Annotated in this window: 8 protein-coding genes; 4 read left to right on the top strand and 4 right to left on the bottom strand. The window is 55.1% G+C overall.

Annotated elements, in window-relative coordinates; all coding sequences use genetic code 11:
- Positions 1-6 precede the first annotated feature (6 nt).
- Positions 7-2,265, bottom strand: a complete 2,259-nt coding sequence (locus tag BLS41_RS32860) for a hypothetical protein (RefSeq protein WP_074771922.1) — start codon at positions 2,263-2,265, stop codon at positions 7-9.
- Positions 2,266-3,741: 1,476 nt separating this feature from the next.
- On the opposite strand from BLS41_RS32860, the gene BLS41_RS32855 reads away from it, so the two are divergent.
- Positions 3,742-4,728: a patatin-like phospholipase family protein gene (locus tag BLS41_RS32855; RefSeq protein WP_074773340.1), complete on the top strand. Its 987-nt coding sequence runs from the start codon at positions 3,742-3,744 to the stop codon at positions 4,726-4,728.
- Between the two features lie 2 nt (positions 4,729-4,730).
- The gene (locus tag BLS41_RS32850) at positions 4,731-6,239 is read left to right on the top strand and encodes a GntP family permease (RefSeq protein ID WP_074771919.1); all 1,509 of its coding nucleotides are present in this window, start codon (positions 4,731-4,733) and stop codon (positions 6,237-6,239) included.
- A gap of 152 nt (positions 6,240-6,391) precedes the next feature.
- Here the strand turns inward: BLS41_RS32850 and BLS41_RS39785 are convergent, their stop codons facing one another.
- The 3 genes from BLS41_RS39785 to BLS41_RS32840 all read right to left on the bottom strand — a co-directional run bounded on the left by BLS41_RS39785 (position 6,392) and on the right by BLS41_RS32840 (position 8,410).
- Positions 6,392-6,496 carry a YadA-like family protein gene (locus BLS41_RS39785; RefSeq protein WP_290439542.1) on the bottom strand — a complete coding sequence of 35 codons (105 nt, stop codon included), beginning with the start codon at positions 6,494-6,496 and terminating at the stop codon, positions 6,392-6,394.
- 9 nt (positions 6,497-6,505) lie between these two features.
- Entirely contained in the window at positions 6,506-6,787 is a 282-nt protein-coding gene (locus tag BLS41_RS39240; protein ID WP_253189865.1) for a hypothetical protein, read from the bottom strand.
- 219 nt (positions 6,788-7,006) lie between these two features.
- Positions 7,007-8,410, bottom strand: coding sequence for a replication initiation protein (locus BLS41_RS32840; protein ID WP_074773336.1), 1,404 nt, complete (start codon positions 8,408-8,410; stop codon positions 7,007-7,009).
- Between the two features lie 1,054 nt (positions 8,411-9,464).
- Between BLS41_RS32840 and BLS41_RS32835 the strand changes: the two genes are divergently transcribed.
- Positions 9,465-10,676 carry a ParA family protein gene (locus BLS41_RS32835; protein ID WP_171910365.1) on the top strand — a complete coding sequence of 404 codons (1,212 nt, stop codon included), beginning with the start codon at positions 9,465-9,467 and terminating at the stop codon, positions 10,674-10,676.
- Complete coding sequence (locus BLS41_RS32830; RefSeq protein ID WP_074771917.1) at positions 10,673-11,647, top strand: ParB/RepB/Spo0J family partition protein; 975 nt, start codon at positions 10,673-10,675, stop codon at positions 11,645-11,647. The genes BLS41_RS32835 and BLS41_RS32830 overlap by 4 nt, the downstream gene beginning before the upstream one ends.
- Positions 11,648-14,386 lie beyond the last annotated feature (2,739 nt).

The raw sequence follows: 14,386 nt of genomic DNA, 5'->3' as shown, positions 1-14,386 counted from the left end.
CATATCTTATTGACCCGTATATCCGACCGGGACAGTTGCATTCGCCGTCGCAACAGACGCATTGTTCGACACGATGTATTGCGGCACTTCGGTCAGCGTCAACGCAACCTGACCGTTGGTGTAAGCAACCGTGCTCGTATTGCCGTAACCATCGATCTTCGTCACATTGCCCGACGTACCGGCGTTATCCACCTGAAGCGTGTAGCTGGTGGAGTACGTCTGGCTATACGCACCGCCGCTCGTCGGCCATTGCGCATTGCTGTGCGTCCACGCGGCTGTGATGACCTTGCCGTTGCCGAGCTGCTGGAACGAATACGCGAAAGTGCCGGACGGCGTACCGTTGACGCGGCCCAACGTGTTCGTCCCGTCGAGCACCCGGGTCATCGTCGCGAACGCCATCGCTTCCGGTTTCGGCGACAGATTCGTCGCGCCATATGCGCCCTGCGCGTCGTTCAGATCGAAGAACGTGCCGTATCCCACTTCGCCCGGATAGTCGGGGCCGTAGAACAGCGTCGTAAGTTGCGCACCACCGCCGAGCGTGATGATGTGCGCCCGCACGCCCACCGCCGCCTGAGCGAACAGCTGGTTTTGCGACGGCACAGTCGGTCCATAGTTCAGACCCGGATCGTAGCTCACGCCCGCTTCCGTGAAGAACAGCTTCATGTTCGGCTTGCCTGCCTGCATGACCGAACGCAACTGCTTCATCTGATTGTCGAGTGCGTTGGCCTGGTTCGCCGGATCCGGGTCCGAGTCCTGCAATTCAGGCGGATGCGCCGGGTACGTGCCAGCATTCCAGTAGCCGTGAGTGGACACCGCGTCGATGTAATTCCACAGACCCAGCGCGCCGAACTTCTGCAGATATCCGGTGGTACACGTATCGCAATTCGCGGCGAACGGATTGCCGGTGCCCATCACGACCGCATTCGGATCGGTCGAATGAATACCTTGATAGGCCGCCTTGTACATGGCGACGAAGTTGGCATCGCTATCCGCCCAGCCGAGGCTCGGCTCCCACGTCACCTGGTAGTAGTTCTTCTGCTGATTCGGATAATTGGCCGCGCGGATCAGGCTCGTATCGGTGCCGACCTTGGCCATGAAGCCCTGAAACTCGGTGAGATTCGACGGTGCGTAATAGCTGTCGTTGAACTGGCCGGTCTTCGAATCCCATGCGGGAATGCCGTCGAGACGCACGATGCGCATCTGGTCCGGATTGGCTTTATAGAACGGATCGAGGTCGCTCACGCTCGGCGTGTACGTATTCGGGCCGTTGGGTTCCATTGCCGATTGCTGGCGGTCGTCGATCGTCCACGAGATACCCAGATCGTGCAGGGCCGCAATGTTGCCGTTGAATCCCTGCATGCCGAAGCGATGTTGATCCTGATGCGCATACGTGACCGTGCCCAGAACCGGACTCAGATTCGGCAGTACGCCGAAGGTCGCGATACCTTGCGGACGCGTGCCGCTGTTCGGCAACGTGCCGCCCTTGGCGCTCAACGTCGCCGTCAGTGCGCCGTAACCCGACCACGTCGAGGTACAGGGGATCGCGTTGGTCTGCACCCCGGCGCTGACCGGGAAGCTGCCCTGCGCCTTGATTGCGCCATTCGAATCCGCGACCGACCAGACGACCGTGTCGGCGCTGGGAGCATTCGTCGTGATCGCGAGCTTGAACGCGACGTTGTTCTGGAAGATGCGCAGGCCGTCGGTCGTCGGCGTGTCGGCGCTGATTACGCCGTTCGCGGTTCCGCCTGCGGTTTGCGTCGGCGTGCTGCAGGTTAGGGTTGAACTGCCGGTCGCCGATGTTGAGGTTGTGCTGTTTGGCGTTGCTGTCGGGCTGGGGGTTGGCGCGGGCGCGGGTGTTGGCGTGGGGGACGGTGTTGGCGTGGGTGCTGGTGTAGGTGCAGGCGCCGGAGTGGGCGTGGGCGTGGGCGTCGGGGCCGGCGTAGGCGTAGCCGCAACTGCCCTTACCCAACACGATTTGCCGTAGCCATAAGCCGGATCCGTCTGCGAAACTGCACCAACGTAGCAACCGACGCCATTGCTGAACGTGCGCGGCGCGCTCAGCATGACCGACGGTGATGTGGGCGGCACGGCGCCAAAGACCACCGAGCCGGTTCCGAGGAATGAGCAGTTGCCGTTCTCCTGACCGCACAACTTGTATTGCTGGCCTGCGACCGTGATAGTGCTTGTCTGCGCCTGTGCGCTTTCCGCACCAAACGACGCCAACACTGTTGCCGACGCAACTCCCAGTAATTTCAAATATCTCATCTTTATCCGTATGTATCGCAAAGAGCAGGTTTTCCCCGAGAATTCGCAAGATCGATCCAGGTCGTCCTGCTTTGACGTTATTGAGTACAGAGAGGTGAACCTGAGAACGCAGTGATTACGTTCGTTGCTGATAAAGCCGTGACGCGCGGTTAGCCGCTGCAACGTCGCCTGACATCCCGTTGACATCGGCCTGTGCGAAGAGGCAACCGGCTTATGGCGTGCATAAACGGCCATGTACTGTCGGCAAACCCATCCGACATTACGTATTACTTACTTTTTAAATCGATTAACCGTTATTCCCGAAAGCGTTATCGCTGATTGAACCCGTTTAATTGGGACGTTGAATATCGAAGACGGGATAATCCGCCGACGTGAAATGCAAAAAATTTCCAATCAGCGAGATTCTTCATTTCACTATTGAAAGTCGATGCAGCCGATATCACGACCGGACTATCGACGGGGAACGAGTCTCAAGTTGACGCCTGACTCGCGGACGCCAACCAAACGAGTTCGTATGATGAATACTGATCCATTGCGCGCCAGAACAGCCAATGAAACTATTACTGAAGCGAAATTGAACTACTAGTTTTCCGGTAGAAGTTACATCACTCGCTAGGACTGAGGAATTATAAACGTTTCAAACGTGCAACGTCGCGGGGTCCCGGGACGATAAGTAATAAACCGAAGAATTTCTTACCGTATCTTTCCGGTAATTTTCCAAACGCCGGAAGATCGAAAATGTCTGCCTCAGCACGAACCGCAAATGACGAGGCTTTAATTTTTTCTCAATAATCGTGCCCCAATAATTTATTTTGTATTACTAATACGAATGAAATTGCATTGGCCGTTCCTAAGCATCCGGTCAAAAATAAATTCGAGCGGATTGGCGCGCGCATCGCGCCATTTCAAATATCTGTCACATTGCTTAATCTATTCAATACCCATACATATATTTTTTAACGTGACCTATGGATGAGATAGAAGCAAAACAATTCGACCTCATCCTGCTTCCATACACGTATCGATTGACCATGTCATGACCGACCGATGCACTATCTGCCCACCAGGCCAACGCCGATCAACCACAACTACGACTCTGCCCGCAAGTTAACAAATTCAGCTTTATTCCATCACGCATTTCAGCGCAACCGTCGTCCCGAATACGCTTGACTTTTAAGCAGCCGCCACTTTCAATACAACGGGTGTGTCTCCAGATTTTCAATCGTCAAATAAATCTGCACGCACGTTCAAAGATTCGCATTTTCGTAACAATGCCGTTCATTCGCTGGCTGCTTGCGGGGCTTCGATCCCGGTCGCGGCTCACACATCGTTGCTGTCGTTTCTGCTCCACTGGTTTGCACGTCCGCCGTCAATCGGCGCCAGCTCGCGACACAGAGCACTCCTCACAACGGAGTTGTCTTGGCTGCTACGAACAATGAATCCGCGCATCACTCGCCCGCCCTCATCGATCTCGCATTGCAAGGCGGCGGCTCGCACGGCGCATTTACATGGGGCGTCCTCGACCGTCTGCTGGAAGAGTCAAGGCTGCAAATAGAAGGCATTTCCGGCACTTCTGCCGGCGCGATGAACGCCGCCGTGCTGGTGAGCGGTTATCAGCAGGACGGCGCCGAAGGCGCGCGCCGCGCGCTCGAAACCTTCTGGAGACGCGTGTCCGATGCCGCCGTCTACAGCCCGTTCCGGCGCAGTCCGCTCGACATGCTGCTGGGACGCTGGACGCTCGATCATTCACCCATGTTCCTGGCGATGGATCTCGCCGCGCGCATGTTTTCGCCATACGACCTGAATCCGCGCGGGGTCAATCCGTTGCAGGAAATCCTCGACGAATCGATCGACTTCGCTCATCTACGCGATGCGCCGATCAAGCTTTTCATCACCGCGACACGAGTGCGTACGGGCCAGGCGCGCGTGTTCCGCAATGCCGACCTCTCGCCCGATGTGTTGCTCGCATCGGGCTGTCTGCCCACGTTGTTCCAGGCGGTCGAGATCGACGGCGAAGACTACTGGGACGGCGGCTATGCGGGCAATCCGACGATCACGCCGCTGGTGCGCGAATGCACGTCGAGCGACACGCTGCTTGTACAGGTGAACCCTGTCGAACGGGACGAGACGCCCCGCTCCGCGCGCGACATCATCAGTCGTCTTAACGAAGTTGCGTTCAACGCGCCGCTCATGAAGGAGTTGCGCATGATCGCGTTGCTACGGCGTGCGGCGGACGCGGGCAGCGACGAAGGCCGTCACTGGGCGGAAATGCGCATCCACCGCATTTCGAGCGAAGAGATGACAAAGCTCGGCTACTCGTCGAAGCTCAATGCCGAATGGTCATTCCTGACGATGCTGCGCGACGAAGGCCGACGCGCAGCTGAAGTGTTTCTCTCAGAACATGCCGCAAAAATAGGCGTGGAATCGTCACTCGATCTCGACGCGCTGCTCGACGGAGTCTGATCATGGACGTCATTGTTCTGTCACCCTTCGCGGCTGGTCTCGGGTTGTTTGCGATGCTCGCGAGTCTCGCGGTATTGATCGGCTTTGCATATCGCGGCTGGACCGTGTTGCTGCTCGCACCATTTGCCGCGATGCTCGCCGCGGCGATTTCCGGCGAGCCCGTACTCGCGCACTGGACGCAAACCTTCATGATCAGCGCCGCGCGATTCGTCGCGCAGTTCTTCCCGCTGTTCCTGCTCGGCGCGCTGTTCGGCAAGCTGATGGAGGACAGCGGGTCCGTCAAGGCCATCGCCAGCTACATGACGGAGAAGCTCGGCGCGCATCGGGCGATTCTCGCGGTGGTGATCGGTGGCGCGCTGGTCACGTATGGCGGCGTCAGCCTGTTTGTCGCCTTCTTCGTGATTGCACCGATGGCGACCGCACTGTTCCAGGCGGCGAACATTCCACGTCGACTGATGCCGGCGGCGATTGCGCTCGGCACGTCGACCTTCACGATGTCCGCGTTGCCCGGCACGCCCGCGATCCAGAATGCGATCCCAATGCCGTTCTTCGGCACGACGCCGTTTGCCGCGCCGGGGCTCGGCGTGATAGCGAGCATCGTGATGGTGGGCTTCGGACTTTGGTGGCTGTCGCTTCAGCAATCGCGCGCGAAGGCGGCGAACGAAGGTTTCGAGGGATTCGGCGCGGCGGCGAATGTCGCCGTGAATGAAGCGAAGCCCGCACTCAATGCAAACCTCGTGCGTGAACGCGCCACCGTTTCGCAGAGTTTCGATCCGGAGGAAATCGAGCACGGACATATCAGCAGCGACCTGCCGTCGTTCGGTGTCGCGATGACGCCGCTCGTGCTGGTGGTCGTCGTGAACTTCATCATGAGCATGATCGTGCTGCCGCGACTGGACGCCGACTATCTGTCGGATATCCGTTGGGGCGAGACGTCGCTGGCCGCGGTGGGCGGTGTGTGGGGCGTGTGCGTGGCGCTCGCGGTGGCGATTGTCGCGCTGGTGCTGCTCAACCGCCGTCGCCTGCCTGCCTTGCGCGATACCGTCGACGCCGGCGCGAACGCATCGGTGCTGCCGGTGTTGAGCGTCGGCAGTCTGGTGGGTTATGGCGCAGTGATCGCGGCATTGCCGGCGTTTGCGCTGGTGCGGGAATGGGTGCTCGGCGTGGGCGGCGGCCCGCTGGTGTCGCTTGCGGTCGCGACCAACCTGCTGGCCGCGCTGACCGGATCGGCATCTGGCGGTCTCACGATTGCACTCGATGCACTCGGTGGCACCTATCTGCAACTGGCCGCGCAACACGGCATCGACCCTGCGCTGCTGCATCGGGTCGCGGTAATTTCATCGGGCACGCTCGACAGCCTGCCGCACAACGGCGCGGTGGTCACCTTGCTGGCGGTGTGCGGATCGACTCATCGCGAGAGCTATCGCGACATTGTGATCGTCGGCATTCTCGGGGCGTTGCTTGCGCTGGTTGTGGTGATCGTTCTCGGATCGATTGTTGGGTCGTTCTAGTTCGCGCTCGCGCGGCTGGCGTTTTTCTGCGCACGTTACTGATTTCATCAACCGACGACTGGAATACGGATACGTTAGTGAGGCACAAAAAAAGCACGGTCTGCCAGGGCGGGCAAGACCGTGCAACACTTCTGTTGTCGCTTCGTATGTAGTTAGAACTCGCAGCCGACCCGGGCACGTCCGCCGGCATCGCCCGTGGACGTCACTGATACAGCGCCGTTCATCAGCCAGTTACCGCCCTGCGAACGATACGTCATACCTGCTGCCTACGCGCTGCCGTTCTTGTAATTGCCCACGCCTGCGGCAACGATCGTACGGCCGGGACCCGACGACGTCATGTTCGGCATCGCCATCGCTGCAGCGACACCGGCATACGCACTGCGCGCCACCTGATTGATCGCGTGATTCGCCTGATTGGACTGCTGCACACCTTGTGCGATTCCTTGCGGCAGCAGGTTGTTCACCGAGCAGGAATGTAAATGTTTGGCGCCACGGCGCCGGCAGAGTCCGTACCCGCCCTCTTCTCGAAGCGATACTGGCAAGGGCATGAGTAATGCTCATCCATCGCGAGGCGCGGGTTAAGTCCTACGCGATGACTTTGAAATATCCGTTGCCTGGACGCGATCTCATGTCGCTCCAGGTTCCCAGCTGTATCACGGACAGGAATTGAAAAAAACGGTAGCCTTGTGAGCGAAAGCAGTCGCACAGTCGTTACTGCTGGCGGCGGTGTGAGAAAACGAAATCGCGCGCCCGACGCAACTTGCCATTCAAGCCAATGCACGCGACGAATTCATCCGCCCAAATACGAACTGCCCGAGATACCAGACCAATTCGGTGTTCGCCAGAACAACGTCTTCAGTCACCGTTGACGGCTCGAGTTTCATGCGCCGAAGCATCAGCTTGCCTTCCCGCGACGTCGTCCACGCGTGCAAAAGTTCGTTCCGCGTTCTCGCGTCGGCAGCGTTGAAGAAATCGCGCCCCTTACCCGAATCCTCGTTCATGCGCGCACGAACTTCTTCCTCACGCGACGCCACGCTCCGCGCCACCGAGTTTCTCACTTCGGTTTTTGCGACCTGCTCCTGTACTTCGTCGGCTAAAAGCTTTGCCTGCACATCGACCATGGTCCGCTCGGCGTCGGACATTTTCCAGTTATCGCGGAGCGCTCTCATCAGATAGCCGGCCGGACTCTTTTTAACCTGGCCTCGGTTAATCCTGAATCGCGTGTATTCGATCGCCTGCTGGATACGCTCGTCGGTCCAGACGTCGCGGTTTTCCGAGATTTCGCTGAACTGCTTGGTGGAGAGCGTGAACTCGTCTGTAAGGGTCTTATAGAGATGGCTGGCGTCGGCCAAGCTCGCCAGCACGGCATCAGCCGTGTCCTTACGTTTGAGCAAGAACCGGATGCGGTCAATTTTTTTTGACGACGTCGACGCAGTCCTCGTCTCGTACGTCAACTCGATGTCTGACACATCGTTGATCTCACGCACGGCCGGTTCAAGCCAGTCACGCTTGAAATATTTGAAGATAGCGGCATTCGCGCCCATTCTGCCGGGCCAATTGCGCATCTCATCGAGCTGAATCCAATCCGTACGGCCCGCCGGGACGTGCGGCATCACCTTGTCGTAAATTGCGCGCGCGAGGCTGCGCGTGAACGCAGTTGAAATGCGCAGACTCAGCCAATGAGATTTTTGCGGATCGCGGATATGCGGAACAAGACGAGGGTGGACGTCGAAGCGCATCCGCCCGCGATGAAAACCAACCATGCCGATGAGCTGGACTTGAACCCACAGATCATTCTCATTGGGGTCCCGGTCCATAGGCGTATTCGTTACCCGAACCTTGGCGTTCTGAGCTTCGTCTGCAATGGTGCGCAAGTGCTTGAGATTGCGGCTGTCATAGCGCATCAACCACTTGAAGTAATTCAGCTCGACGTCGTACTGGTCGCGCTGTTCGGGCTCTTGTGCAACGATGAAATATGCGGCGTCGAGGAAGCGACGCGCCGGTAGCCCCATATTGACGATTTCGGTGAAGAAATCGTTGCGCTGATAGCCGATTTCGCGATTGGCCTCGTTGATGCGCAGTCCCAGGTCGAACATGTCCTCAAATAGCGCAAGTGCCATTTGTCGCGACGTTACCTTCGACTTGCCTTCTTCCGGACTGTCCGCCGCCATGTTTTTCATCCACTCTTTTTTGCTTTCGGGACTTTAAGCATGCGGTGGTGAGCTGTCAACACACAGAACCTCACCATCAAGTCTGACTGGAAGGCTGAGGTGGTGGCCGAATCCCGGGCGCGCACATTAAACCTCACCGTTGACACAATTAACCTCACCTTTTACGTAGCGTCTTCTCGGTGGAAATCCCTTGTAGACGGGCTCGAAGGGTAATTCCATCGCGTTCGCACAATGCACCTCACCCTGTGCGTTTAAGCCGCGTCTAAACACATCTAACCTCACCAACGTGCGGAACAGGTCTCACCTTGCTGCACATTCAACCGCACCTTCAGGCACAGCCAACCTCACCTTTTACACATATAACCTCACCTTGAGACCATTAAGTACTTGAATTTAATTGGGATAGAGATTCCCTGTTTGTTGGTTGGCTTGTTTACGATTTAAAAAAAACAAACAAACCAGCGTTCAGACATGAATGTGAGAGCCGGACATCAAGGTGAGGTTTGTTGTGCCGGGAACGAATGTAGCGTGGATGGTGAGGTTCATTGTGCTGCGCGTGGCTTACGAGGCAGTGATTGGTTCGCTAGGTTTGAATCGATCACCGGTTTTTAACCTGGAGGATGGTGAGGTTCATTGTGCGTGTGCTCGAGACTATCCTATTTCGGCAGAAATGCACCGAGGATCCAACCGTTCAGTGGACGAAGGTGAGGTTGGTTGTGCTGATTGTCGTTCCACGCATTTGGACAACGGGCTGATCTGCACAACGGGCCTCACCTTGTGGTTATTTTTTGAGCATTTTTCTGTATTTTTACGATGTTTAAACAAGGACGGTGAGGTCATTTGTGCAAATTTGATTCTCAACTCGCGGCTCTGCAGGTATATGAAGTTGGATGCATTGGAGCGCTCGAAGTCCGAAGTCATGTCTACCCGCCGAGAAAATGCAAAAATGCGGTAGATTTGCAAAAAAATCCACGTATAAACAGCGATTTGGAAAGCTATCTTCGAGTATTTCCTGTATTCTGAGGTTTCTAGAATTTTATGGAAAAACCTCAGAATGGTCAGAACGAGCCAACTCCCTGCCGTAGACCGAACAGTGCATTTTGAGCAGATTAGCCAGTTTGCGGAAAAGGTCACGATTTTCACAAATGAACTGCGTGACACGATTCTGGCTCCTCGTCCGCGAAAGACGGCTCCCGTTTTCAAAACGGGAGAAATCGCCGAGATGTGCAATATCTCCCACTCGCAGGTTCAATATCTCGCCACCAAAGGCGATGGTGAATTGCCCCCGGGTACCGCAGCCGGCACCGGCCGGACGCGAACTTTTACCTTGGAAGAAGCGCGGATCTGGGTGCAAAAGGTGTCGGACATATATCAGACATCGCTCGTTACGCGTCTGAAAGAGCCCGATGGAAAAATCGTCATAACGGCGCAGTTAAAAGGCGGGTCCGCCAAGACGACCACGACTATGTGTCTGGCGCAAGGGCTGTCACTACGCGGTCGAAAGGTGTTGGTGGTCGACCTCGATCCGCAGGCGTCACTGTCGGAGCTTTGTGGACTGTATGCAGAAAAAGACGTGACGCCCGAGGACACGGTGCTGCCGTTTGTCTACGATCAGGACATTGAGGGCGGTCTGGAGGCTCGAGTGCAGTCAACTTATTGGGATGGCATCGACGTGATCCCTGCTCACACTGAGTTGATTGGGGCGGAGTTTCATCTGCCTGCGATGCAAAAGATGAAGCCAGGCTTCCGATTCTGGACTGTGCTTCGCCAGGGTCTCGAACCTCTGCGAAAGAAGTACGACTACATTCTGATGGATACGTCACCTTCGCTCTCGTATCTAAATCTGAATGCGCTGATGGCCGCCGATGCAATGATTATGCCGATGGTTCCTGAAAACCTGGATTTCATTAGTTCGCTGTCGTTCTGGAGGCTTTTTTCAGACGTATCGAAAAGCTTTATCAAATATGAAAAGGATAAGAAGTACGACTTCGTTTCACTCGTGCTTTCGCGAGTGGACTACGGGCGAAACTCATCCGCGCCGATTGTGCGCGCCTGGGCGCAAAGTGCTTACGAAAACTGGCTGCATTCAATTGAGGTTCCGGCGAGTTCGGTAATGAGCACAGGAGCTTTAGCCTTCTCGACGGTCTTCGATATTAGCAGTACCCATAGTGCGGCCAAGTCGCTGCAACGAGTCAAGCAGCCACTCGTCGACTACTGCCGATGGATCGATGAGATCTATTCGGAAAAATGGAGGAATGCGCAATGAGCAATATGCGAGAACAACTGCTGGCAAAGACGTCTGGCATCCGTAAGACTTCGTCTATCAATGAAGAGGAAGTTAAGCGTAGCAATCGTACGCAGACTGCGCCAGGCCTCGCCGGTGCTTTGGCCGTCGCGCAACTTCGCGTACAGGAGTTGGAGTCAACAGGCGTAGCGTCGCTGTTGCAGGTGGGTGGAATCTTGCCGAATCCTTGGCAACCTCGACGCGTGTTCAACGAAGCCAAGCTGACAGAACTCGCGGAATCCATCCGCGAGGTGGGTTTGATGCAGCCTATCGTCGTCCGTCGTACCGGGGATGACTATCAGATTGTTGCTGGCGAACGCCGTTGGCGTGCCCACAAGATGTTGGGTATTGATGCAATCAAAGCCGTCGTCGCGGAATGTACTGATTCAGACATGGCCGTGCTTGCGATGGTTGAGAATATTAGTCGGGACGATTTGGCTGATTACGAAATCGGTGTTGCCATTCGACGATCGGAATCAGAGTTTCCTAACCGTAAGCGATTGGCAGAGGCGATGGGTTTGTCGCGCGCGGGTCTCTATCAATTTCTAGCGTTTGAAAATTTGCCTGATTTTGTAAAAAAAGACCTCGACATTCAGCCTCGCTTACTTGGGGGAACAGCGGCACAAGCTATCGCCGCCAGTATCAAAAAGCATGGTGAAGATGGCGTCAAAGCCGCCACGGAGATTTGGCCGCTTGTAGCGAGAGGGGAAATGGACCAAGGCAAGGCAGCCGCTGCTATTGCCGCGCTGGCGACGCGAAAGACCTCGTCAGAGGCGACCACTGGACGTAGCATCGATAAATTTTTCTCGGGACGAGAGCAGGCCGGAAGCATCACCAAAGACGTTAGCAACTTCACCATTAAGATTAAAGCGGGTGTGCTGACCGAGGCGCAAGAGGTGCAGATACGGCAACTCATCGGCGAAATGTTTCAGACACAGCCAAAAACAAGCTGATAGAACTGAATTCAAAAATACGGCCCGCATAATGCGGGCTTTATTTTTCGCTCTGCGGGGAGATTTGCTTTGCTGACGAGGTGTCTAGAGTCTAGACACCTGTATGGGGTGAGTGTCTAGAGTCTAGACACCTTAACAACGTTTTCATCCGTCGGCTAACTAAGGTAGATAAGGCAGACGGCGACCATTGAGGTAATCGAAATAGGTGCAACACGTACTTGCGTCACTCAAAAATTAAAACGGCTCAATATTTTGCCTGGTCTTTAAAATCGTAGGGCGTCGCTCACGCAAAAGTAGAGCCTCTGACAGGACCGGGTCAGTAGAGGCAAGGGGATGAATACTTAAGTTTCACGTGAGAACACCGGTTTGTATTCTCAATTGTGATTTTGAGCGTCAACTATACGCCTGCACTCCATCCGCGGAGGGTGCCAGTGTCGCCGCTAAGTCATCCGGCGAACTTTTGTCTAACGGTTGCAGTTGCTTTCGCGCCGTCATTTGGATTGCCTTTAAATCGGCTCGGGCATTGATATAGCTGCCGTACAGCTACTAGGTCGCATCCCTCCTGCACCCTAATTTGTCATTCACGTCGAACCTTGAACCGGGGCAATCGAAGCTATCTCCAGCCTAGGAAGGGCCGTTAGCATCGTCCGTGGAGTTTGACCAATGAGTAAAAAGCGCACAGGTGACATCTTGGTGACGATGGGCTTTCGTTCGGGGCCATGTAATCTGAGACCTAATTTGAATTATCTGCATTACCCTCAGAGGGCGTCTGCACGTGCTGCTTTACAGAGGCGGCGAAGCTAGCCGCGTTACGGTTAAAAAAGATGCCAATTTAGCGGCCATACGTTTTTTAGCGTGATCGCTATCGTGTTTTCATCCCAATACGCCCCAGTACAACCGGACGGCGATCACATGACCTATTAGGCCAGGATCACGCTGACTATTGGAGGAAGGCGACGGGGCCTCTCAGACAGAAACTCCCCTATCTGCTTGAGTACCGCCAATAGTGGTGTCCACCGAGCAATGCATAACGTCTGCCGCGGCATATTTTCATTGTTAGGGGATGTGGCTAGTAGCCCATCGCAGTTGTCGTCGGCTTGTAAAATGCTGAATTGCCTCTCGGCTTGCTTATTCGCGAGGGTAGCGACAGAGCTATATCCGCTGTTGATAAATCTTCATTCGGGAATAGCCGAGCGGTAGGCAGACAAACCGACCTGCAATCGAAAGCCGGATACCGCTGGACTCGATGCCCGATGAAGTACCGGTTTTAGTGAAAAACCTCAGTTTTCAACTTTGTCATGGAGAGCGGCTCATAGGAGCAGCTTAGCGGTGAAATCGCCATCGCTCCTTTTTTGTGGCTGCTGCTGTCGCCGTCTATGTGAACCCGATGCGCCAAAGATTTTGCTCCGCCCTCGCAGCGAACCGAAGTAGTCGCGTCACCGCGAGGCATATTTCTCGCATCGCGTTGGGTTTCTTGAGATCTCACCTAAAATCGACGTGTATATCGCATCAGCGAAGCGACGCGTGATCGAGTCGACGGTGGTCAAAGCAGGTCATCGGCCCATTGTCGAATGCCCGCAATCCTCATTTGTCCACGCCCTACCACGGCCGCAACCTCGCCCTTCCTTTAGCGTTTGTAACCGCCAGGAAACTCGGACCCTTCTAACCGGAGTAGAGTGTCAACAACTCCCTGCAGTCATAGCGCTTTCTACTTCTAATGCGCGCGAGGCAGTAGTTCGGAAGAATTGCTTAGACGCCGATCGAGTTTGCATATCTCTCTCGTGTACGAACAGCTTACCTGTACGCATTCAGACGAGCTGGCCTATGCCTTTAATGGTCTGCTCTTAAGCTGGAGACATACGGGGTCCAGATCGGTTGCTCGCTTTAACTAAACGCCTTGTTGTCAAGCGAGGCCGCTAGCGGCCATGCCTGGGGAGCAGCTAGGGGAGAGTACCGGCCTAAGCTGGACAACGACACAAATTACCAATGCCGCGGCGATGCTAATTGTCTTGCTCAGACGTAAGCGATTCGCTTGATCACGTTGGAGCGAGTGATTCAGACGGCACTTGCAGTTAGCTCGACACGGCTATTTCAATCAACCATACGAGATACGCCAACGCCGCGCACGGAATCACAAACAGTCGCCCAACTGTCTGAAACAAAAACTCTCGTACCATAAAAATATAGGGACATATCGAATCGCTTCAGGAATCGAATCTTTATCGGTTCGCAATCAGTACGAAACCTGTTGTTATGAGTATCGGAACCTCCTGCAGAGCGAAGCTTGACGGACCCGACTCCCAAATGTGGAGCAATCCGATCAGCGTCTACGACAAATATCGTCTCGCGGGCTACTTCGTTCGTCTTTGATTCTGTGAAACATTAGTGAATATTTGTTTGCCAAAATAACTTATTGTTTAATATGGTTTTTCTTTAAGTTTAGAGCATATGTTTCACGAAAATAGATGCTTTGATAACCCGCGTCAGCTTGTTTCCTTGAAATCCGTTCTTTTCCAATCAGAACTAGGATCATGCTTGGCGATTTGTATTATTTGCTACGTAATGTGTAGTGGGGGGGGGTAAAGGAGTTTTTATCGCAAGAAGTGGCTTTTGAAAGATGCCAACTTTTATTAGCATCGTCAGCGCCTTTGGCTCGCTTCGGCGACAACCGTGAGTGCCATCATTCACGACTCGACAGTGCTCTGCGTAAGAGGTTAGCCATAACTAGAACCGGCGGAA

This window comes from Paraburkholderia fungorum (genome assembly GCF_900099835.1).
Lineage (GTDB): Bacteria > Pseudomonadota > Gammaproteobacteria > Burkholderiales > Burkholderiaceae > Paraburkholderia > Paraburkholderia fungorum_A.
This window is presented reverse-complemented; position numbering and strand designations above follow the sequence as displayed.